The organism is Massilia eburnea (genome assembly GCF_009720745.1).
Lineage (GTDB): Bacteria > Pseudomonadota > Gammaproteobacteria > Burkholderiales > Burkholderiaceae_D > Rugamonas > Rugamonas eburnea.
The window spans coordinates 150,122-172,898 of sequence record NZ_WNKX01000004.1 but is presented as its reverse complement, the minus strand read 5'-3'; the positions used below and the strand labels follow the sequence as shown (position 1 = coordinate 172,898).

Here is a 22,777-nt window from a genome sequence, read left to right as displayed (position 1 = left end):
CATAAAAAAGGCAGGCGCGAACGCCTGCCTTTGTGTCTGGCATCGCAAACCTCAGCGGCTTTGCGGCAGCAGCCCTGCGATAGCGCCCAAGAGGATGTCTTCCTGGAACGGCTTACCGAAGTAGGCGTTCACGCCCAGCTGCAGCGCGTAGTTGCGGTGCTTGTCCGCCGAACGCGAGGTGATCATGATGATCGGGATCTCTTTGGTGCGTTCGTCGCCGCGTACGTTGCGGGTCAAGTCGAAGCCGTCCATGCGCGGCATCTCGATGTCGACCAGCATCAGTTCCGGCAGGCGGTCCTGCATCTGCTCCAGCGCATCCACGCCGTCCTTGGCCAGCATGACGGTGTAGCCTTCGCGCTCCAGCAGGCGCTGGGTCACCTTGCGCACGGTGAGCGAATCGTCCACCACCATGACCACGCCATGGGCGCGCGTCGGTGCGATCGGTTCGACCACGCCGCCAGCCGGCGCCGGCGCCGGAGTGGCCGCCGTGCGCGGCGCCAGTTCCGGATGCTGCGCCACATGCAGCTGCAGCGCCACCGGATTGAGGATCAGGACGATCTCGCCCGAACCCAGCACGGTTGCGCCGGCAATGCCGGCCATGCGCGACAGCTGCGGGCCAATGTTCTTGATAACCACCTCGCGGTTGCCGAGGATCTCGTCGACGTGCAGCGCCACGCGGTCAGCGCCGTTACGCAGCATCATCACGGGCGAGGAACGCTGCAGCAGCGGGCGCGCTTCGCTGTCGCCCAGCAGGGTCGCCAGGTAGCGCAGCGGGACGTGCTGGCCATGGTGCACCACGGCGCCCTTGGCGGTGGCATCGGCCAGCGCACCTTCTTTCATCTGCAGGACCTGTTCCACCATCAGCGCCGGCACGGCATAGGTGCGGCCACCGGCGGAGATCAGCACCACCTGGGTCACAGCCAGCGTCAGCGGCAGGCGGATGGTAAAGCGGGTGCCCTTGCCGGCTTCGGTGAAGGTTTCCACGCGGCCGCCCAGGGCTTGCGCCTCGGACAGCACAATGTCCATGCCCACGCCGCGGCCGGCCAGTTCGGTCAGCGCATCAGCGGTGGAGAAGCCCGGCTGGAAGATCAGGTTGGATGCCTCGGCATCGCTGACTTCCTGGTCTTCCGCCAGCAAGCCGACGCTGCGCGCCTTGGCGCGGATGCGTTGCAGGTCCAGGCCGGCGCCGTCGTCGCTGAACTCCAGCACCACTTCGTTACCCTGCTGGCTGACCTGCACCAGCAGTTCGCCGGTCTCGCCCTTGCCGTGCTCAACGCGGCGCTCGCGCGACTCGATGCCGTGCACGATGGAGTTACGCAGCAGGTGCTCGAACGGCGCGGCCATGCGTTCCAGAACGCTACGGTCCATTTCAACGCCGCCGCCGCGGATGTCGAGGTTGACGCGCTTGTCGGTTTCTTTCGCGCCCTGGCGCGCCACGCGGAACAGACGCTCGGAGACGCTGTTGAACGGCACCATGCGCACGCGCATCAGGTCGCGCTGCAGGTCGCGCGTCATACGCGCTTGCTGGTTCAAGTCGCCGGAGGCGCTGTCGATGGAACGGAACAAGCCTTCGTGGAAGGAGGCCACGTCGTTCACCGACTCGGCCATCATGCGGGTCAGTTCCTGCAGGCGCGTAAAGCGGTCGAACTCCAGCGGGTCGAATTCGCGTTCGCCGGCAATCGACATACGCGAGGCGATCTGCGATTCCGCCTGCATTTCGACTTCGCGCAGCTGGCGCCGCAGGCGGTTCAAGTTTTCCTGGAAGTCGGACAGCGAGGTACGCAGCGATCCAACTTCGTTTTCCAGGCGCGAACGGGTGATCGACACTTCACCGGCCTGGTTCACCAGGCGGTCCAAGATGTCGGCGCGCACACGCACCAGCGGCGAGGCCTTGGCGGCGGCGTCGGGTTCCTCGGCACGGGCCATTGGCGCGTGCACCGAGGCCAGGCGCGCAGCCAGGGTGCTGAGCGAAGGCGCGGCGCCATCGGCGGCAGGCGCTGCAGCGGCAGATTCGCCAGCCGGGGAGGCGGCAGCGGCGGCGGCAGCTTGCGCGGCGGCCATCGCGGCGGCATAGGCTTCCGGATTCTGCAGCTGCTCGAACAGCAGCAGCGCGTGGTCATAGTGCGCCATCAGCTCGTCGAACGAGTGCTGGGAGGCACTGCCTGCGTGCACCATGTTTTCAATGTGCGTCTCGATTTCGTGCGCGTGCTGGCCCAGGCGCATCGCGCCGGCCATGCGTGCGCTGCCCTTCACGGTGTGCAGCACGCGCTGCAGGCTGTGGGCGTGGCTGAAATCGGCTGGATTGGCGTGCCAGGCGCGCAGCGATTCGCCGATCTGCGGCAGCAGGTCGGTGCCCTCTTCCAGGAATACCGGCAGCAGGTCCGGGTCAAGCTCGTCGTGGATGTCGGTGGCGCTGGCGCCCAGCAGGTGCTGGCCTTCTTCCAGTTCCACTACCTGCACTTCGCCCGGCTTGGCGTGGTCCAGGTCGACCGCGTCTTCTTCGACCGCCTCGCCGGCCGACAGGGCGGTGGCGTCGATGGCGTCCACTTCGATGGCTGCTTCGGCGGTCGCGGCGTCGGCTTCTGCCAGCAGTGCTGCGACTTCTGCTTCGGATTCTGCGGCGACCGCTGCAGCTTGAACCGCCGCTTCTGCAGCGGCGGCGGGCGCAGGCGTTTCCGCTGCCTGCGCTGCGGGTTCTTCCACGGCTGGCGCGGCAGCTTCGGCGGACGAAACCAGGTGCAACGGCTCGGCGGCCGGTGCGGCCTGCGTCAGCTCTGGCGCGTCGAACGCATCGTCGAAAGCGGAATCGAACAGGTTGTCGATGTTTTCGTCTTGCGTGACGAGCGGCTTCTCAGGCTTGGCTGCGCGCTCTGGCTCCGGCGGCGGTTCGGCTACCAGGCTGTGATAGGTGTCGGTGAACAGGTGGTCGAGGCGCTCTTCCAGCTGGCCGCTGGAGGGTGCGCCGACGATGCTGTCCAGGCGCTCGTCCAGCGCCTGGCCAACTTCCGGCGGGTGCGCCAGGTTGTCGCGCAGCTTGTGCAGCGCTTCGATCAGTTCCGGCTGCTCCGGCGGCAGGTCACCGGTGGCGAAGCTTTGCAGCATCTGGCGGATGCGCTCGATGCAGAAGTCGAACAGGTCGTGCTGCGCGGCGTCCAGGTGCGGCGCCGGCGGCTGCAGCTGCTGCAGCGTCGTTTCCAGTGCGTAGGACAGCTCGCGCAGCGGCTTGAAGCCTACCGTGCCGGAGGTGCCGGTCAGGGTGTGGACGGCTTGCAGCGCTTCCGGATTGACCGCACGCTGTTCATGTCGCCATTCGCCGAAATCGCGCGAAATGTGGCGTACCAGTTCGTCGGTCTCCGCCATGTAAATGTTGTACAGCGGGAGCGGGATCGCCAGGCGTCCCACGAATTTCATATTGTCTTCCGCTGGCGGCGCCGGCGGTGTTGGCGCGGTGGCAGTCGGGAAGTCGATCACATTGGTCGGACGCGCTGGCGCCGCGTCTTCCGCAGCCTCCAGTTGCAAGTCGGCGGCGGGCTCGCCTTCCACGTATTCGGCAACCGGCAGGTCGGCGCCAAGTTCGCTGTGGGCGGGTTCCAGCGCAGCCGGCGCTTCCGCTTCCGGCAGCGCCAGGGACAGTTCGCTATCGAGCGCGGCGAAGTCGAATGGCGCGTCGGCGGCAGGCGCCTGGCTGTCAGCGACGGGCGTTGGCTCGATTGCCGGCTCGGCAGGCGGCTCCTCGAAGCTCAGCTCCTCGAGGACGAGCTCGCCGTCATGCGGCAGCGGGGCAGCGATGATTTCTTCGGCGGCATCGGCGGCGGCAGTTTCGGCTTCCGGCTCGGCAACTGGTGCGGCAGCTGCTTCGGCTGCCGGGGCAGCGGCAACTGGTGCAGCTGCTTGCGTACCCGCTGCCGGGCGTTCGAAGGGACCGCCCTCTTGCACGCACGTGGCGGCATCGACGATAGGCTGTTCCTGGCGTGCCGAGTTGCCGGTAGTGGCCAGTTCGTCGACCCATGCCGACATTTCCTCGGCCGCGTAATTGAGCAGGCCGAACAGGGCTTCCGTCGGCTTGCGCTCCTCGGCCAGGAACAGGTTCATGACCTTTTCGATCGCGTGCGCGCCATCGCCGAAGCGGTTCAGGCCCACCATGCGGCTGCTGCCCTTCAGCGTGTGGAAGGAGCGGCGCAGCATGGTCTGCGTATCGAGGTTCGAGATTTCGGCATGCGGACGCGCCAGCGTTTCACGCACGAAGGCCAGCACTTCCTGCGCCTCGCCGATGAAGATCTCCAGCAGTTCCGCTTCCACCTGCTCGTCGCCGGCGGCGCTGGCTTCAGGCACGGGCGCGGTCAGCACCGGCTCCGGCGCCGCTTCCGGCTCCGGCAGCGCTTCCTCCAGCACCGGGATCGATTCAGGACCCGAAATCTTCTTGAACGGCACGGCGCGGAAGGTGCCCTGCTCCGGATCGAAGGCAAAGCGTTCGCGCGCGCCGGACGGATTCTGGGCCAGCATGTCGACGAAGAAGCCCAGCGCGCCGACGTTCTGTGCGATGTCGCTCAGCGCTTTGGATTCGTGCGCCTCGTCGAACTGGCCGGTGGCCAGGCGGCCGATTTCAATGCGCACGTGGGCGGCGGCGTTCATCGCGTCGTCCTGGTCCAGGATGGCGCAGGCGCCGTGCAGCTGGTGCAGCACCTTGTCCAGCTCACCCAGGGAGGTGCGCTGGGCCGGATCGGTGTAGTACTCGTCCAGCACCTTCTCCACCTGGCGCAGGCCGCTCTTCATCTCTTGCGCCAGCGCCACCACGGTGTCGTCTTCGTGCAGCTGGCGGGCCAGGCCGCCTTGCCATTGCGCCGGTTCCGGCGCCGCGCCGCCGCCCTGCAGGGCCTTCAGGCGCGCCGCGATGGTGTCGGCGTGGGCGTTGAAATCGTCAGGCAGGTGGCGGATCTGGGCAATGCCGTGCTCCGCGAACAGCAGCGCGGTCGCCATTTCCAGGCCCAGCGCCTCGCTGCGGCGGGAGCCGGCGGTGGCGCGCGCCGAATCGGCCAGCTGGCGCAGCAGCGCAGCCAGCGCGCCCAGTCCCAGCTTGTCGCTGGACTCGGCCACCTTGGCCAGGGACTGCTCGAAATCGTTATTCAGTTCCGCTGTGTTCTCGTTCTGCTCCAGGCGCTGCCACACCGAACGCGCGTGGGCGATGCCGTCCTTGGCAGCGGCCAGCGAAGCGTCGTCGATGTTGCCGTAGCGGCGGGATTCGAAATCATGCGGCACCATGCCATCCAGCGCATAGCCGGCGCGCAGCTGGCGTGCCAGCGGCGGCAAGGTCTCCGGGTCGGCCGAAGCGACGAAGAACAGCGCCTCGCGCAGCACATTGTCCGGCAGTTCCGGCGAACCGGCCGACAGGCGGCGCAGCTGCAGGTTGATCAGGCCGAACAGCTGCTTGACGTAACGGTTGCTCTCCTGCTGGCCGCCCACCACCAGTTCGGCGAAGGCCTGCATGGCGCGCCAGAACACGCGCGGCTTGTACTCGCGCTGCTGGTCGGCCACATCGGTAATGGCCGCTTGCAATGCAGCGGCGTGGATAGCCTGGCTGCCCGCATCGGCAGCCTTCAGGTACGGCAGCAAAGCGCGTTCGAAGCGCTGGCGCAAAGCCTTGTAATCGGGTTCGCCAGCCGGCATGCCTGCCGCCGGCAACGCCGCCGGCAGCTCCGGCACGTGCGACACGTCCGGGAAGAACAGGTCGGCCGGGTGCACCCGGTCGATGCCCAGCAAATCCTGGATATCGCGGAAGAAGGGGAACAGGCGCACCGGCTGGAATGGCGCACCGGCCAGCAGCTCCTCCAGGAATTCGGTCAGCGCCTGGTACATATTGGCCAGCAGCTGCACGTGGTCCGGCGTGCATTTGAGCGTGCCGTCGCGCATGCGGTCCAGCACCACTTCCGCCAGCTGGGTCAGCAGCGCGACGCCGTCCACGTCCACCATCTGCAGGGCGCCGTGCGCCTGGTGCAGGTGGGACTTGGCGTGCATCAGCGCCGTGGTCTGATCTTCCGGATCACGCCCGCCGGCCTCAAACAGCGCGGTGCGGGAACGGGCTAGCGCTTCGCGGATCTCCCCCATGACCCAGGACAGCGGTCCGGTGTCGTATTGCGGCAAAGCGGTGAACGAAAGATCAGGTTTGCTCATGGAATCTATTAATTAAGCACTTACTCGGAATCGCGACACGGAGTTCTTCAGCTCCTGCGCCAGGGAGGTCAGTTTGCGAACCGACGTTGCGGTCTGCTGGGTACCGTCCTGGGTTTGCTGCGTCACCTGCAGGATGTGCTGCATATTGTGCGCAACGCCGTTTGCCGATGTCGCCTGCTGGCCGGTTGCATAGGAAATGCCCTGAATCAGCTCCGCCAGGCGGTTCGACACCTGCGAGATGTCCTGCAGTGCGGTACCTGCCGCGTCGGACAGTTTTGCACCTTCAACCACACCCTGCGTGGATTTTTCCATAGCGGCCACCGCGTCGTGGGTGTCGGTCTGAATGGTCTTCACCAGCGCACCGATCTGCTTGGCCGCTTCGGCGGAACGTTCCGCCAGTCGCTGAACCTCTTCCGCAACCACCGAGAAGCCTCGGCCTGCTTCGCCTGCCGACGCCGCCTGGATCGCCGCGTTCAGCGCCAGCACGTTGGTCTGTTCGGTAATGTCGGAAATCAGCTCGGTAATTTCGCCAATCTCCTGCGACGATTCACCCAGTCGCTTGATGCGCTTCGAGGTTTCCTGGATCTGCTCGCGGATCTCGTCCATACCCTTGATCGCGTTCTGCACCGCTTCCGCACCCTGGCGCGCCGCATCAACCGACTGGCGGGCAACGTCCGCCGATTCTGCCGCGCTGCGCGACACGTCGGTAATCTCGTTGGCCATCTTCACGACGGTGTTGGACGCGTCCTGAATCTCTTTCGACTGCGCCGCCGATGCGGTCAGCAGGTCGTTGGAAATGCCCTGGGCGTGGGTCGATGCGGACGTCACCTGCTCGGCGGTGATGGTCACGCGGCCCACCAGCCCGCGCAGCTCTTCCACGGTGTAGTTAACCGAGTCGGCGATCGCGCCGGTAATGTCTTCGGACACGGTTGCCTGCACAGTCAAGTCACCGTCCGCCACTTCCTGCAGTTCGTTCATCAGGCGCAAAATTGCGGCCTGGTTCTGCTCGTTAATGGCCTTGGTTTCTTCTTCCTGCTGCTGCGCTTTCAAGCGCATTGCTTCCGCTTCCTGGCGGCGGCGCTCGGAAGCGCGGCCACGATTCTGCGAATCGAGCAGCAGCACGCGGCCGATCGCCGCAGCGGAGATCAGGGTCACCACCAGGCCGGCCACCATCAGCCAGAAGGACAGGCCCAGCGAGTCCTGCTGCTCACGCAGCTTGCCCTGCAGGGTCGCAAAGCTGGCACGTACGTCTTCGTTCTCGGTGAACAGCAGTCGTTCCGCGCTCTTCGCAGCGGAGAATTTTTCCAGACGGTCCAGAATGAACTTGACCAGCTTGTCGTAGTCCTCGAAGCCCTTCTTCAGGGCTTGCAGGTTTTCGCGGGTCTCGGCGTCCTTCACGGAAGGCAGGCCGAGGCTATCGCTGCCGCCCAGGAAGCCGTCCACGGTCTGGCGGAACACGGTAGCGTCGCGGCCCAGCTGGAATGCGGTCTCGGAGGAGGAAATGCCGCCCTCGGTCAGGAAGGTCGAGGCGCTGCGGCTCATGCGCTGGGTCAGCATGCCCAGCTTGCCCAGCGCCGCCAGTTCCTTCGCGCTGCCGCCCTGCTTCAGGCGCGCCGACGACACTTCCTCGGTCAGCGACAGCAGGTCAGGCGACATGGCGTTCAGCTTTTGCAGGGTCTCGTCCAGGCCGGCCAGGTCCCATTTGTATTTGGCGATGGTGGATGCGGCCTTGTCGGAAGCGGTCCACTTCTTGCGGGCATCGTTCAGCGCCGGCAGCACCGCGCCCGGCGCCGACAGCACCGAGTGGCCTGCGTAGCGGCCGCCGTCGGCCAGCGTCAGCAAGGCGCGATTCAGTTCGCTGCGGCTCTCTTCCAGCTGCTTGGTCGCATCCTTGTTGCCTTTAATCGCGTTCGGCGCCGCCTTGCCGATACGCTGCGAGTGCATCAGCACGTCGGAAGCGATCTGGGTACGGGTCGACGCCACGCCGCTGTTGTAGGCGTTCCATGCCACGAACACCACCGACAGCAGGATCGACACACCCAGCGTGGTGGACAGCAGGCTCAGTTGGCGTGCGCTGGGCAGGTGGCCGATCAGGGGCAGCTTGACGTTGGCTGCGGCCTCGCCCATCGCGCTCGAACGCAGGCGGTCCAGCAGGCCGCGCGCCCCTTCGGCAGCTTCGGCCGTGGCAGCGGCGTTGTCCGCCACTTCAGGTGCGGCAACCGCTTCGGCAACGGCCGCTCCGGGCTGCTCGTAGGCCGAATTATTGAAACTGGAAAACTCCGAATTGGAGCCAAGCTCAGGGCTGGTCTCCGGTGCGGAGCGCGAGAACAATTTAAATGCCATTACTACATCCCCCGATCGCTTACGATATTGTGGCGCCCGCCCCCTGGCGGGTCGCAATTACAGGCCGACTTGCAGGAACCGCGCTTCACGCACCAGTTCGGCCAGGTCCAGCCTGGTCCACTGCTGCGCTTCACGGTCGTTGAATTGCTGGCTACCCCAGGCAGGTTGCCCGCTGTCCGGTGCTTGTTCCACCATTTCATCCAGGTTGCGCAAGCCAAGCACGCGGCCGGCCAGGATGGCGCAATTGAAGCCAAGGTGGGTGGCGAACGTCACCAGGCGGCTGTCCGGACCGGGCTGGGTGCCAGCCTCGCCCATGTAGCGCGCCAGGTCGACCACGCCGACCAGGTTGCCGCGGATATTTGCCAGGCCGCGGTACCAGTCCTGCGACAGCGGAACCGCCGTCACGGCCTGGAAAGGAACGATTTCACCGACCTGCGTCAGGTCCAGCAGGCAGCGCCGGCCGCCCAGCAGCACGCCCAGTTCGCGCCCGGCATTGCCGGTGCCGGCCTTGGCGGCCTGCATGCGCTCCAGCAGCGTAACCTGGTATTGCCGCAGGCGGCTGCGGCGTTCTGCGCCCGTCGGCGCCTGCTGTTCGGTCGTCATCGCTTAACCGAGTGCGGCGATCTTGGCCAGCAGCTCGGCTGCGTCGACCGGCTTGACCAGGTAGTCCTTGGCGCCCTGGCGGATGCCCCAGATGCGGTCGGTTTCCTGGTTCTTGGACGAGCAGATGATGATCGGCACATCCTGCAGTTCCGGGTCCTTGGCGATGGCGCGCGTGACCTGGAAGCCGTTCTGGCCAGGCATCACCACGTCCATCAGGATCAGTTGCGGCTTGTCGGCCTTGATCTTGGCCATGGCTTCTTCGCCATTTTCAGCGGTGGAAACGGTGAAACCGCTACGCACCAGGATATCGGTCAGGTAATAACGCTCGGTTGGGGAGTCGTCGACGATCAGGATTCGTTGAATTGCCATGCTTTACTCTCTGTAATACGTTTATTGCGCACTGGCGGCCGCAGTGTGCTCTCGCACTGCAGTCAACAGGCTATCTTTTGTGAAGGGTTTGGTCAGGTAGGCAGCCGAACCGACCATGGCGCCGCGCGCGCGGTCGAACAGGCCATCCTTGGAGGAGAGCATCAGCACTGGGGTGGAATGGAACTTCGCACTCTTTTTGATCAGGGCGCAGGTCTGGTAACCATCCAGGCGCGGCATCAGGATGTCGCAGAAGATCAACGACGGTTGATGGTCGTTGATCTTGGCCAGCGCATCGAAACCGTCCTCGGCCAATACCACCTGGTAACCCGCCTGGGTCAGGAAAATTTCCGCGGATCGACGAATGGTGCTGCTATCGTCGATAACCATGATTTTCAAGCCATTTCCTTGCGGTGTAGTCGTCATTTGTGAGTCAGTTACCCTATATTCTCGCTACGATAGCACAGGGGACAGTCGCTTAGGAGCGTCTGCTGCTTAAAAGAAACACTTATTTATTTGATAGCTTTGAAACACTATTTGAGTAAATTGAAACTCAATTGACGCCGGATTAACTTTTTAGATGGCCACCATCTCGAAATCATCCTTGCGCGCGCCGCATTCGGGGCAAGTCCAGTTCATCGGCACGTCGGCCCAGCGGGTGCCGGGCGCGATGCCCTCTTCCGGCAAGCCGGCGGCTTCGTCATAAATCCAGCCACAGATCAGGCACATCCAGCTTTGGAATTCCTGGCTTGGTTCATTGCTGCTCACGTTGAGTCACCTTCTAATAAAGTAAAATGCTGAATTAGGTATCTTAATCTACCCGCCGTGCAAAACCAAACATCTCCCCTGATCCTGACTTTTGGCGTGGCCGATCCGGTCGGTGCGGTCGGCGTACATGCCGACCTGGCCGTGTTCAATGCCCTGGGCTGCCGCGGCCTGTCCGCCACCACCGCCCTGCTGGTCGGTGACAGCGCCCGCGTCGAAGAACAGCAGCACGTCGACCCCGACTGGGTGGCCGACCAGGCCCGCATGGTGCTGGAAGACGTGCCGGTGCAAGCGTTCAAGATTGGCGCCCTGGACCACCTGGAACACGTCTCCACCCTGGCTGAAATCGTCTCCGACTATCCTGACGCGCCCCTGGTGCTCGATCCCTTCGGCAGCCAGCTGCCGCAGCCAAGCGACGAAGACGATCCCGAAGAATTCCTGACCGTACTGCGCCAGCTGCTGGTGCCGCAGGCCACGCTGCTGATGCTGTCCGAAGTGGAACTGGCGCGCATGGCCGAAACCTGGCGCGACCTGGGCAACGGCGAAACCATGGCCGACGACGCCGAACACCTGATCGACCTCGGCTGCGAATACGTGCTGGTGACCGGCACCAATGCCGGCAGCGGCCAGCGCGCCAACACCCTGTACAGCAGCGAAGGCGTGCTGCGCCACGACAAATGGCAGCACCTGCCGGGCCCCTTCGTCGGCGCCGGCGGCACCTTGTCGGCCGCGATTGCCGCCTATCTGGCGCACGGCCTGGCCGTGCCGGAAGCGGTGGAACGCGCCGAGCAATACACCTACCAGACCCTGCTCCATGCCCAACGCTATGGCATGGGGCGCTTTGTCCCCAATCGATTCTTCAAGCCATGACTACTTCGAAAAACGACATCCTGTTCGAACGCGCCCAGAAATCCACCCCAGGCGGCGTCAACTCGCCGGTGCGCGCCTTCCGTTCCGTGGGCGGCACGCCGCGCTTCATCACCCGCGCCGAAGGCCCCTACTTCTGGGATGCGGACGGCAAGCGCTATATCGACTACATCGGCTCCTGGGGCCCGGCGATTGTCGGCCACGCCCATCCCGAGGTGGTGAAGGCGGTGCAGGAAGCGGCCACCCGCGGCCTGTCCTTCGGCGCCCCGACCGAAGCTGAAATCGAGATGGCGGAAGAAATCTGCCGCCTGGTGCCGTCGATCGAACAGGTGCGCCTGGTCTCCTCCGGCACGGAAGCGACCATGAGCGCCCTGCGCCTGGCGCGCGGCGCCACCGGCCGCGACAAGATCATCAAGTTCGAAGGCTGCTACCACGGCCACGCCGACTCCCTGCTGGTGAAAGCCGGCAGCGGCCTGCTCACCTTCGGCAACCCGACTTCGGCCGGCGTACCGGAAGACTTCGTGAAGCACACCCTGGTGCTGGACTACAACAACGTGGACGCCATCCGCGCCGCGTTTGAAGAATACGGCGACGAAATCGCCTGCGTGATCGTGGAACCGGTGGCCGGCAATATGAACCTGATCAAAGGCACGCCGGAATTCCTGGGCGCGCTGCGCGAGCTGTGCACCAGGCACGGCGCCATCCTGATCTTCGACGAAGTGATGTGCGGCTTCCGCGTCGGCCTGGGTGGCGCGCAGGCGCTGTACGGCATCAAGCCCGACCTGACTGCCCTGGGCAAGGTGATTGGCGGCGGCCTGCCGGTGGCGGCTTTTGGCGGTTCCAAAGAACTGATGTCGAAAATGTCGCCGGTCGGCGCCGTGTACCAGGCCGGCACCCTGTCCGGCAACCCGGTTGCCGTGGCGGCCGGCATGACCACCCTGAAGCTGATCCAGCAACCCGGCTTCTACGAAGGCCTGGCCCGCAGCGCGCGCCGCCTGGCCGACGGCCTGACCGCCGCCGCCAAAGAAGCCGGCGTCACCTTCTGCGCCGACGCCGAAGGCGGCATGTTCGGCCTGTACTTCAGCGCCACCCCACCGAACAACTACGCAGAAATGATGGCCGGCGACCGCGAGAAGTTCAACGTCTTCTTCCACAAGATGCTGGACGAAGGCGTCTACTTCGCCCCGGCCGCCTTCGAAGCCGGCTTCGTCAGCGCCCAGCACGACGACGCCGTGATCGACGCCACCATCGCCGCCGCCAAGAAAGTCTTCGCCGCCCTGTAATACAGCCGAGCTCGTGTCCCACCCTGGGGTCACACCCGTTTCGGGACACGAACTCAAGTGCATAACACTAGAGCCCGTGTCCCATTTCGGGTGTGACCCCATGGTGGGACACGGGCTCGGCTTAGGCGGCGGGCTGCTCTTGCTTGAGCTGGCGCGCTGCCATTTCCTTCACTGCCATCGCCATGAAGGCGTCGATGGCGCTGCCGCTGCCCTGGCCGCTGCCGCCGACCTGGATCGAGGGCACCAGTTGCACCTGGCCGCGCTCGATCGCTTCCGCAAATCGCATCAGCACCGTCTGCTGGAACTGCAGCTCAGGGCCGCCATAGGCGGCGACGTTCATCTCGGTTGCCTTGGCTTGCGCCTGGCCAATCGCTGCTACTTGGTACGCCTCGGCTTCGGCCAGCTTGCGCTTGGCGTCGGCGGAACCGGCTGCCATCTGGCGCGCTTCCTCAGCTGACTTGATGGCCTTCTGCACGGCGGCGGAACCGTTGTTCTCGGCAATCTTCACCGCCAGCTCGGACTGCGTGATCGAGGTCTGCTGGCTGGCGCGCGCTTCCGCTTCGCGCAGGATGCGTTCCTGCACCGCCGCTGCTTCCTTGGTCTTGTACGTCTCGAGCTGTTCACGCGACACCTGGCGTTCACGCAGCTGGCGCAAGATCGTCTCGATCTGCGTGTCGCCTTGTTTGGCGCGCGGCGTACCAATCAGCACTTCGTTCAGCGTCAGGTTGTAGCCTGCGAAATTACGGCGCATTTCCTCCTTGGCGCGCTCCTGGATGTCGGAACGTTCCTGCAGCAGCTCGATCAGCGTTTTGCCCTGGCCGATATTCTTGAAGTAGGCGGCGACCATCGGGTCCAGCGTCTGCTCCACCAGGCGGCGGATATCGCCAAAGCGCTGGATGACCAGCGGCGCCATCTTGTAGTCGATATTGACCACTACCGACAAAGGCAGGTCGGGCTCGAAAGCATCCTTCGTGATCAGCGAAATCTCCGACAGGCTGCGGTCCAGTTCATGCGATCCGACCTGGCCTGCCTGCCATTTCAGGATGAAGTTCGTGGTCGGCACTTCGATCACTTTCTTGGCGTACGGGTTCAGCGCGTATTTGCCAGGCAGCAGCGGCGTCGCCTGCACGCCCTTCTCGTCGTCGCCGACCAGTTCACCGTGGCGATAGCTCTCGCCGGTGATGTCGTTGCCTTCCTTGCCGGTATAAGACACCACGACGCCGACGAAGCCGACTGGCACGATGGTCTTGGCCACGATCTCGTGCGTCGCGAAGCGGGCGTTCAGGTAGTAGGTACCTTCCACCAGAACCTGCAGTTGGCGTCCTTTGAAGCCGCCATGGTCGATGAAGGCCTCAGGCTCCTGGTAATCGCGGTGATCGCCTGCAACCACAGGGGCGACAATGGTACCTTCCGGCAGCGAGCGGCCTTCATGCGTGGTGACCACGGCCAGCTTGTCTTCGCGGATCACCAGCGGGCGGAAGCCGCCGCGCGAGGACAGGTCTTCCAGCACCGCCGCCAGCGAGCCCACGACTTCACCCTTGCTGTTGATGTTGCCGTCGCCGGGCAGGCGCAAGGCATACACGCGGTCTTCGGTCAGCACGACGAATTGCGCCAGGTTGATGGCATAGGTACCTTCGCGCATGATCTTGCGTTGCAAGCCTTTCTGGCCGCCGTTGTCGAGGAAGGCGCGCACGTCGGTGAAATCATTGGCGGCCTTGTTGCAGGCCAGGTTCTGGCTTGGCGCCATCGGCAAGCCGTCACGCGCGAACACATAGGCCAGCGTCCCTTGCTGGATGGTCACCAGGTCGTGGCGATGCACACGGTACTGGAAGGGGAAGAACAGGTGGAAACCGCCGCGCAGGACGGCAGGCTGGAAGCCGGCTTCGCCATTCAGTGCGATAAAGCCGCCCTGCACCGAACCGCGCCCGGACCATTTTTTCTCAACGATGCCAAGCTTTTCGTTGGGGATGTAAACAATGCAGTTGCTGGCAATGACCAGGATGATCAACACCACCAGGCCAGCAATCAAATAGTACTGCAACATACGTCGTCCTTTCATAGATAAGCGACAGGATCAGCTTATCGAGGGACGCATAAAGATGGTGTAAATCTCCATTACACCGGCGTAAACGCGGTGTAAACGTCAGGGCACCAGGTCGATATCAATATCGCGCGTGTCGGCATGGCCGTTGCTGTCGGCCACGCGCACGGTGTGGTGGCCAGGGCCGGCCGGTTTCCAGGCCACGGTCTCGCCGGGCGCGGCGCGGCCAACCAGCGCACCATCGACGAACCAGAACAATTCGCGCACGTCGCCCGCGGCCTGCGCCACCAGCAGGATCGGTTCGGGATGTGCGGCGCGCACGATGTGGCGCACACCGCGCAGGGGCTGGAGAATGCGCGGCGCGCTGTCGCCATCGCCGCCGCAGGCGCTGGTGTCGCGCAAAGGCAGGCCGGCCTGGCGCATCAGCTGCTGTACGTCGGAAGTCCAGGCCTCGACCGTCTTGGCCACGGTGTTAGGGCCCTGCTTGCAAGCCAGCGTGCCCTTGTCCTTGTCGATCCATACCTGGCGATGCAGCGTGTTGCGCTTGATCGGCGATTTGCCGGCGATGAACCAGGACTGCACCACGCGCGGGCAAGTCTCGTCGGGCAGGTCGCCGCTGGCAGCGCATACCTCCACCAGCCGCAGGTCCTGCGGCAGTGCGCGCGGCACGGGGCCTGGGTCGAGCCGTTCGGCGCGCAAGGCGTCGACGATGCGCATGAACAGCGGCGCGGCCATGTCGACGCCCACCAGCGCCGGGTTGCCGGCGCCGTCGAAATTGCCCAGCCAGACGGCCAGCGCGTAGCGGCCGAACACGCCTGCCGTCCACGCATCGCGGAAACCCCAGGAGGTGCCGGTCTTCCAGGCGATTGCCGGCTGGCCGGGGGCGGAGGTATCCGGGCGCGGATTACGGCGCAGCATGTCGAGCGTGATGTATGAGGCTTCTTCGCTGAGCAGGCGGCGCTGCTGCCCCGGCGCTGCAACGCCGCGATAGGTGACCGGCCGCCACTCGCCGCCGTTGGCGAGCATGGCGTACATCTGCACCAGTTCCTCCATCGATACTTCACCGCCGCCCAGCACCAGCGCCAGTCCGTAGTGTTCGCGCGACTCCATGTGCGCTACGCCGGCCTGCTTGAGGAAATCGTACAGGTCGGGGCGTGACAGCTTCGCCGCGACCGCGACGGCGGGCACGTTGCGGCTGCGGATCAAGGCGTCTTCCGCCGCCAGCGGGCCGACGAAACGGCCATCGAAATTCTCCGGCGTGAAGGCGCCGAATGCGGAGGGAGTATCGCGCAGCACGGTTTTCGGATGCAGCAAGCCCTGGTCCAGCGCCAGGCCATAGATGAAGGGCTTGAGCGTGGAGCCGGGCGAGCGGCGGCCCAGCGTGCCATTGACCTGGCCCGCAATCGCGGAGTTGCCGTAGTCCGCCGATCCCACCAGGGCGCGCACCTGCATGGTCGAGGTATCGACCAGCATGGCGCTGGCATTGACCACCCCCGTCTCGGCCCGCGAGCGCAGGTAGTCGCCGATCACGCGTTCCAGCACGCGCTGCGCTCGCAGGTCGAGGCTCGAGTCGATTTCGCCCTGCGTCTCTTGCCCCTGCTGCTGTTCGTGCAACAGCAAATCGACCAGATGCGGCGCGAGGAAAGGCATATTGGCCTTGCCTTCGGTATGCAGGGCCAGCTGCATGTCGGCCTGCCAGCGGCGGTCATCCGGATGCCGTTCCTGCCAGCGCTGCCACAGGCGTGCACGCGCGGCGCGCAGGGCGCCGGGCGCTCCCGCTCCCACCAGCCGCTGGCGCGGGTTCTGCGGGATGACGGCCAGCGCCAGCATCTCCGGCAGTACCAGCGAGGCCGCGCTTTTGCGGAAGTAGACCAGGCTGGCCGCGCCCACGCCCTCCACGTTGCCGCCGTAAGGTGCGAGATTGAGGTATGCCTCCAGGATTTCCCGTTTGCCGTAGCGCGCTTCGATCCACAGCGCGGCGGCGGCCTGCTTCAGCTTCCCGCCGACGCTGCGGCTGTCGATGCGGTACAGGCGGCGCGCCAGCTGCATGGTAATGGTGGAGCCGCCCTGGCGGCGCGTGCCGGTGGCGCTGGACCAGGCGCTGCGCACCAGCGCAAGCGGATTGACGCCGGGGTGCCAGTAGTACCAGCGGTCCTCGTACAGCAGCACAGATTCCGGCAGGGCCGCCGGCATGTCCCCCAGCCGCAAGGGCTGGCGGAACTGGTCGTCCGCGGCCAGCGTCAAGCGCAACAGCTCGCCGCCGCTGGCATGGACGGCATGCGACCAGGGCTGGCCGGCCAGCAAGGCCTGATGCGGCCATACGCGCAGCAACACCAGCGCCAGTGCGGCCAGCGCACAGGCGCCGGCGAAGCGGGCGGTGCGCCGCCAGCGGGCAGCCAGGTTGCGCAGGCCTTGCAGCACTTACTTGCGGTCCTTGATCACGAGTTTCGAACCGGCCGAGCGGCCAAACACCTTGCGCTCGTACATCGCCTCGCCGAATGCGCCCGGCACCACGAACTCACCGACGTTGGTGGCCCGTACCTTGTAGGTGATCTCGGTCTGGCTGCTGCCCACGTTGCCGAAGATGATGACGCGGTCTTCACGCATGTCGACGTAATCGACGTTCCAGCTCCAGCCCTTGGTGCCGACACGGCGCTGCCACAACGGCGCATCGGAGTCCTCATCCGAAGGGCTGCTGAGCACCGGCTCCAGGCCGCCCGGCAGCACATCCACCAGCGCGACCTGCTGCACTTCCCGGCGGCCGACGGCGCGCACCCGCACGCGCACCGTCACCTCGTCGCCCAGCGTGACTTCAGACAGAGGCTTGCCGGCGGCATCGACGAATTCGCGGATGATTTCGATGCCGTTGGACGCCGCAGTGCTCGGGATATTGCGCTCGAAGCCGGTTTCCGCCAGCGCGTAGTAGAGGGGCAGGCCGCCGCTGCTGCCAAGCTTCAGCTTCGCTGCATCCGCCGGTACCGCCGTCCTGGCAATCAATTTCAGCGCGCTCAGTTCCAGCGCTTTTTCCTTGCCCTGGCGGTCGATGGCCTTGGCCGTGATGGCGCCGGCGGCGCCATTTGCAGCGGCGTTGCTGTAGGCATCAACCGCAGTGACAACGGAAGCCGACGACAGGCTGCTATACCAGCCGTCGCTCATCCAGGCGGCCATGCGGTCGAACACTTCGGGTGGCAGGTCCTTCAGGCGCTGCGGGAAGTGGCGTGCCACCAGGGTCACCAGCGTGGCGTCATGCACCAGCGAATCGTAATACCAGCCATAGCTCTTGAACTGGTCCTTTTTCGCCAGCCGGTCCAGCATGTCCGTCCATAACGGATCGAGCAGCTGGCGCGCCACCTGGTCCTGCTTCAGGATCTGGTAGCTAGCCGCCAGGTAGGCGTTGCCGAGGTCAGTATCGCCGCCCGGGGAATTGCGCATTTCCCTGGGCATGTTGCCGCGCAGGTTCACCAGCGCCGCCGTCGTCACGGCGCCGCTGCGGGTCAGGAGATAGGCCGCCTGGGCGCGGGTGCGCCAGTCGTAGCGCTCGTCGCCGCCGCGCGCAACGTAGTTCTGCATCCAGGCCAGCGAACGCGCCAGCACGTCTTCCGGCACCTGCATCTTGTGCTCGCGCGCCTCCAGCAGCATCTGCACCGCATACACGGTGGCAAATGGATGCGCCGTCTCGCCCGGCGAATACAGGCCAAACCCGCCGTCGCCCGTCTGGCGCGAACGCAGGACGGTGAGCGTACGCTCGAAGCCCTTCTTCGGATCGAGCGCGGCGCCGCCGGCCTTGCCGGCAGCCTGCATCTCCTTGGCGACGTCGGGACGGTTGGCCAGCAGCACCGTCGGCATCATCTGGCTGACAATCTGCTCGGTGCAGCCATACGGGTATTCCTGCAGGTAGCGCACCATGCCCGAGGCCAGCGACCATGGTGTCGCGGAGACCGACAGCTCGCTGCGCTGCATCTGCGGATAGAACTGGCCTTGGGTCGCGATTTCGCCGCCGCCTTTGAAGCGGCCGCTCTGCACCAGCGTCACCAGCGCCGAAGCCGGGCGCACCGACAAATCGGTCGACAGCCTGGCCTTGCGCTCCTGGTACTGCGCATTGAACACCACGCTGGCCGAACCCAGTTGCGCCTGCGCGCCGCTGCGGGCGCGCACGCGGAAGCGCGCGGTAGCTTCGCCACCTTCGTTGATGGCGAGCGTGACCTGTGCCTTGCCGACCACTTCCAGCGCCGGCGCCACCTGCAGCGTGAGCGCCACAGGCGTGCCCTTGCCCGAGCCCTTGATATTGTTCGCCACGCCGACGCCCACTTCGGCCTCATCGCCCGGCGTCAAGGCCACCGGCACGTTCGGCAGCAGCACGATATCGCCGCGCACCGTGGTCTTGGTGCTGGCTGCGGCAGCCGAGGTGTCGTCCACCACCACCGCCATCACACGCAGGCTGCCGTTGAAGTATTCCGGCACCGTGTAGCTGAAATCGCGGCCGCCCTGCACATCCACTATGCCCGACCAGTAAGCCACCGGCTTGTCGCGCTTGCGCTTGAACGGGTTGAGGTGCTTGCCCGCTTCGCTGTCGCCGTCGCCGCCCGGCGCCGCGCCCTGCATCAGTTTGCGGAATTCCGGCAGGATCTGGTCCAGCGTCTGCGCTGTCGTCACTTCCAGCGCGCGTTTCTGGAAGAAGTACTGCAGCGGATCAGGATTCTTGTAGCGCGCCACCTGCAGGATGCCCTCATCCACCGCGAACACCACGGCGCGCACCGGCTTGGGCGAATCCAGGTGGAATTGCACCGTCTGCCCCGGCTTGACCAGCTCCGGCGCCTTCAGCGAGAACTTGGTGGTACGGCGATCCAGGCTCGTCGCGAACGGCGCCGCGCCGTAGCTCAAGGGGCTCATGTAAATCTCGTCGGAGGACGGATCGCGCGTGTACTGCACCATCACATAGCCGTTGCCGTCATAGTCCTTCGGCAGCGTGATCTTCTGCACCGAGGCATTCTTATCGGCCTTGAACCACTTGTAGGCATAGACCTTGTCGCGCTCGATCGTGATCAGGCCGGCCCCGGTGTACGGCGCGCGCACGCTGATCTCGATTTCCTCGCCGGGCTGGTAATCCTTCTTGTTCAGGGTAAGCTGCAGTTCGGCGTTGCGATCCAGGCTGCGCGTGACATTGCCCGTGCCAGCCACGCTGTAGCGGAACTCCGCCAACTGCGCGCCCTGGGCATTCTTGACCACATAGGTGAAGTTGCCCGGCGTGTCGGTCGCCGGCGCCAGCTGCGTACCGCCCGCCGCGATGGCGAACGGTTCGGTCTTCAGCAGCACGTCCTTGCTGCGCGATTCGTACTTGAACAAGCCGTTGGCCTGTTTCACCAGCACCGACAGCACGCGATTTTCGTAACGCTCCAGCGTCAGGCCGGCAACGGCGGTCTTCTTCGCTTTCGGGTCAATCGCGATCAGGTGCACATTGCGCACTGCGCCGCGGTTGATGTAATACAGATCGCCGTCGGCCTTGTAACCCACCAGGTAAGGCGCATCGGACACCAGCGCCTGCACCTCGGCGCTCACGCTGCGGCCGCCCTCCGGTTCGAAGGCTTTGGCCAGCACGTGCAGCTGGTAGGTAGCCGACTGGTAGCGGTGCAGGCCCAGGTCGAAGCTCAGATCCCCCTTGTCGTCCGTCTTCTGGTCCGCAATGGTGTCGGTGAAACGGTCCTTGGCGCGCTGCGGGTCATAGAAGCTGTAGCCCGGCCAGGAGGCGAAGGCCGGATAGGCAGGTGTCAGCGTCACCACCGCTTCCACCTTGCGGTTCGGCGCCGGGGTGCCGAACAGGTTCTGCACATTCATCTGCGCCGTCAGCGACTGCGGGCTGACCCAGCCATCGCCCGCGTCGGCCGACAGCTTGAGCGCAACCTTGGTGCGGTCCGGCAGGAATTCCTGCACCTTGACCGTGGTCGAGCCAAGGCGCACCGGCTCGCCCTGCGCGCCGTCGCGCGGCAGGTTCAGGTAGATGGTGTAGGTGCCGGTCGGCGCGCTATCCAGCGTCGGATGCGAGATTTCCGCCATGCCGGCCGCGCCAAGCTTGAGCTTTTCGCGCCGCACGGTCTGGCCGCGCGCATCGACCACTTCAGCCTCCACCGGCAAGTCCTTCAGGTTCTGGCTCCAGTCGCCGCTTTTGACGATGATGCCGGCCTGGATGGTGTCGCCGGGGCGGTAGATGCCGCGGTCCGAGAACAAATAGGCGCGCATCTGGTTCGGCAGGCCGCCGCTATGGGTGCCGCCGACGTCGAAGCGCGACATGTCCAGCGCGCGGTCGCTGCGGTTCAGCGCCATGAAAGCGGTATCGCCAGCCTTCTTCACCACCAGCAGCACCGCCTGTTTTTCACGCGTGTAGCCGCGCAAGTCCGGCAGGCGCACCATGCCGCCTGCGTCGGTCGCCTGAGTGTGCAGCACCAGGCCGTTGCGGCCCCATACTTCCACCGTGGCGCCGGCCACCGGCGTTCCGCTGCTGATGGACTGGACGTAGACCTGCTGCGAGCCATCCAGCGCACGCTTGCTGACCAGGCCAAGGTCGGTCAGCATGATCAGGCGGCTGTCCGACATGGCGCCAGCGTCGCCGTTGTACTGCTCGCCATCGCCCTCGCCTTCGCCCTCATATTGTTCGGATTGCTGAGCGTCCTGCTGCTGCCCATCGTCGGCCTTGGAGGGGTCGTAGCCATTGATCTTGACCAGGAAAATACCGCGCCGCTCGGCGCCGTCGGTTTTCAGGTATTCCGAAAAATCGATGGTCTCGAAATGTGTTTTGCCCGGGGCGAGTTTCAGCGGCAGTTTCTTCTCGAAGCGTTCGGTCAGGCTGTCCGGCGTCAGGCCTTGGTAGAACTGGGGCTTGGCGAAGTTGCCATCGGCATGCGTGGCCAGGAAGTGCAACTGGTGCGGCAGCACGCGGCCGATCTCGATCTTCACCCCCGGCACGTCGCGCACCATGATCGGCAGTTTGCGCTCGCCGTTCAACGCCAGCAGCGCCCCCGTGCCCATGATGGACAACTCGGGCGCTGAGGCTTTCACCTGCAGGATCGCCTCGCGTTTCTGGCCCAGTTGGTAGCCGCCCACCGATTTCATGCCCTGCGCGATGCGCACGAACATGAAGCTGCCCGGATCCGCCTCGAATTTGAAAGCATGGGCCTCGGTGTTGTCGCGCTCCTGCGGCAGCGCCGTCAGCGCCAGGCGCTTGGCCTTTTTCAGCACGGCTTCCGTGACATCAGCCGGATCGTCCCAGCTCTTGCTGTCATTGGTGGCGGCAGGCAGCGACCAGGCGCTGATGACGCGCGCCGCTTCCTTGTCGTTGACGGCCATGCCGGTGGTGAACTGCAAGACATTTTCCATATCGCCGGTCTGGCCGGTGAGGATATGGGTTTCGATCGACTGCACCTCCAGCCCGAACAAGCCGGGCACGGCGACGGCCTTGGTCACTTCTTCCGGGGTGCCGTCGCCGCCGCGCTGGGCCTTGACGCCCGAATCGATGTGCAGCGTGAGCGTCGCCGTTTCCTGCGGGATGGCAAGCGGCTCTGACTGGACGGTGGCGCTGACTTTCCACTTGTCGTAAGTGAGGGTGAACCTGGTCGGCTTGCCTTCCAGGTCCATGTGCAGGCGCTTTTCGAATTCGGCCGGCGCCACCGGGTGCGTGAACTTCACATCGAACACGCCCTTACGCAGGTTGAATTGCGTCGGGTCCTGGTAAAACTCGCCATTGGCAAGCGTGACTTCAAAGCGTGCTGTCTGAAACTCATATTCCTTCTCCGCCTTCACATGCGCAGACAAGGCCTTGGGACCGAACTTGATCGTGTACTTCTGTCCGACCGGCCAGTCCTGGGCCGGCTGGAAAGTCAGCTCATGGTCGGTATTCCAGGTCCATTTGCCGGCGATGGCGGGCGACAGCGTCACGTCGGTCGCCTCGCGCCCCACCTTCGATAGCGGCGCGGCGGATGCGGTGAATTCAATGCGAAGGGCTTGCGGCTGGCCGTCGTTTTCCAGCTCCGTGCGGCCCGGTGCAATGATGCGCACGCCGGCCTCGCTGGACGCGATCTTGTCCGGCTTGATGTATGGCATGCGGCTCTTGATGACCGGGTAGGCAGCCAGGCCTGCCACGACCACGACGGCCAGCGCCGCCATCACGCGCAGGTGGCGTCCGGCCCAGGCGCGCAGCGGCTGCAAGCGCAGCCCGATGTTGCGCAGCCAAGCGGGAGGAGACCAGGACACACTGCCGAAAATGGTGGCGATAAGGCGTACGAGCAGATTCCAGATGCGCTTCATCCGGCTCCCCTTAGACAATTTGATAAGATTGTCGGGGATTCTATAC

The 22,777-nt window shown here is 65.1% G+C and carries 11 protein-coding genes; 2 read left to right on the top strand and 9 right to left on the bottom strand.

Annotation, left to right across the window (positions count from 1 at the left end):
- Window positions 1-51: 51 nt before the first annotated feature.
- From GM658_RS06895 to GM658_RS06870, 6 genes are all read right to left on the bottom strand, one after another.
- Window positions 52-6,168: a hybrid sensor histidine kinase/response regulator gene (locus tag GM658_RS06895; protein ID WP_229416793.1), complete on the bottom strand. Its 6,117-nt coding sequence runs from the start codon at window positions 6,166-6,168 to the stop codon at window positions 52-54.
- Between the two features lie 12 nt (window positions 6,169-6,180).
- Window positions 6,181-8,511, bottom strand: a complete 2,331-nt coding sequence (locus GM658_RS06890; RefSeq protein WP_155453275.1) for a methyl-accepting chemotaxis protein — start codon at window positions 8,509-8,511, stop codon at window positions 6,181-6,183.
- Window positions 8,512-8,568: 57 nt separating this feature from the next.
- On the bottom strand, window positions 8,569-9,114 hold the full coding sequence (locus GM658_RS06885; protein ID WP_155453274.1) for a chemotaxis protein CheW: 546 nt from the start codon (window positions 9,112-9,114) through the stop codon (window positions 8,569-8,571).
- A gap of 3 nt (window positions 9,115-9,117) precedes the next feature.
- A complete protein-coding gene (locus tag GM658_RS06880) occupies window positions 9,118-9,483 on the bottom strand; it encodes a response regulator transcription factor (RefSeq protein ID WP_055929369.1) in 366 nt (121 codons plus the stop codon).
- A gap of 21 nt (window positions 9,484-9,504) precedes the next feature.
- Window positions 9,505-9,906, bottom strand: a complete 402-nt coding sequence (locus GM658_RS06875; protein ID WP_155453273.1) for a response regulator — start codon at window positions 9,904-9,906, stop codon at window positions 9,505-9,507.
- A 150-nt stretch (window positions 9,907-10,056) separates the two neighbouring features.
- Window positions 10,057-10,209 carry a rubredoxin gene (locus tag GM658_RS06870; protein ID WP_028104578.1) on the bottom strand — a complete coding sequence of 51 codons (153 nt, stop codon included), beginning with the start codon at window positions 10,207-10,209 and terminating at the stop codon, window positions 10,057-10,059.
- Window positions 10,210-10,305: 96 nt separating this feature from the next.
- Between GM658_RS06870 and thiD the strand changes: the two genes are divergently transcribed.
- The gene (thiD, locus tag GM658_RS06865; protein ID WP_170298710.1) at window positions 10,306-11,115 is read left to right on the top strand and encodes a bifunctional hydroxymethylpyrimidine kinase/phosphomethylpyrimidine kinase; all 810 of its coding nucleotides are present in this window, start codon (window positions 10,306-10,308) and stop codon (window positions 11,113-11,115) included.
- Complete coding sequence (gene hemL / locus GM658_RS06860) at window positions 11,112-12,395, top strand: glutamate-1-semialdehyde 2,1-aminomutase (RefSeq protein WP_155453272.1); 1,284 nt, start codon at window positions 11,112-11,114, stop codon at window positions 12,393-12,395. The genes thiD and hemL overlap by 4 nt, the downstream gene beginning before the upstream one ends.
- A gap of 121 nt (window positions 12,396-12,516) precedes the next feature.
- On the opposite strand, the gene GM658_RS06855 is transcribed toward hemL, so the two are convergent.
- From GM658_RS06855 to GM658_RS06845, 3 genes are all read right to left on the bottom strand, one after another.
- Complete coding sequence (locus GM658_RS06855) at window positions 12,517-14,439, bottom strand: SPFH domain-containing protein (protein ID WP_211841825.1); 1,923 nt, start codon at window positions 14,437-14,439, stop codon at window positions 12,517-12,519.
- A 99-nt stretch (window positions 14,440-14,538) separates the two neighbouring features.
- Window positions 14,539-16,857: a penicillin-binding protein 1C gene (gene pbpC, locus GM658_RS06850; protein WP_371865051.1), complete on the bottom strand. Its 2,319-nt coding sequence runs from the start codon at window positions 16,855-16,857 to the stop codon at window positions 14,539-14,541.
- Window positions 16,858-22,731 carry an alpha-2-macroglobulin family protein gene (locus GM658_RS06845; RefSeq protein ID WP_155453270.1) on the bottom strand — a complete coding sequence of 1,958 codons (5,874 nt, stop codon included), beginning with the start codon at window positions 22,729-22,731 and terminating at the stop codon, window positions 16,858-16,860.
- Between the last annotated feature and the right edge of the window lie 46 nt (window positions 22,732-22,777).

What these genes read in the sequence shown, in the direction of transcription:
- GM658_RS06890 (WP_155453275.1), bottom strand. Translation starts at nt 8,511, where the DNA reads ATGGCATTTAAATTGTTCTCGCGCTCCGCACCGGAGACCAGCCCTGAG.
- GM658_RS06855 (WP_211841825.1), bottom strand. Translation starts at nt 14,439, where the DNA reads ATGTTGCAGTACTATTTGATTGCTGGCCTGGTGGTGTTGATCATCCTG.
- GM658_RS06895 (WP_229416793.1), bottom strand. Translation starts at nt 6,168, where the DNA reads ATGAGCAAACCTGATCTTTCGTTCACCGCTTTGCCGCAATACGACACC.
- GM658_RS06870 (WP_028104578.1), bottom strand. Translation starts at nt 10,209, where the DNA reads ATGTGCCTGATCTGTGGCTGGATTTATGACGAAGCCGCCGGCTTGCCG.
- GM658_RS06875 (WP_155453273.1), bottom strand. Translation starts at nt 9,906, where the DNA reads ATGACGACTACACCGCAAGGAAATGGCTTGAAAATCATGGTTATCGAC.
- GM658_RS06880 (WP_055929369.1), bottom strand. Translation starts at nt 9,483, where the DNA reads ATGGCAATTCAACGAATCCTGATCGTCGACGACTCCCCAACCGAGCGT.
- GM658_RS06845 (WP_155453270.1), bottom strand. Translation starts at nt 22,731, where the DNA reads ATGAAGCGCATCTGGAATCTGCTCGTACGCCTTATCGCCACCATTTTC.
- GM658_RS06885 (WP_155453274.1), bottom strand. Translation starts at nt 9,114, where the DNA reads ATGACGACCGAACAGCAGGCGCCGACGGGCGCAGAACGCCGCAGCCGC.
- hemL (WP_155453272.1), top strand. Translation starts at nt 11,112, where the DNA reads ATGACTACTTCGAAAAACGACATCCTGTTCGAACGCGCCCAGAAATCC.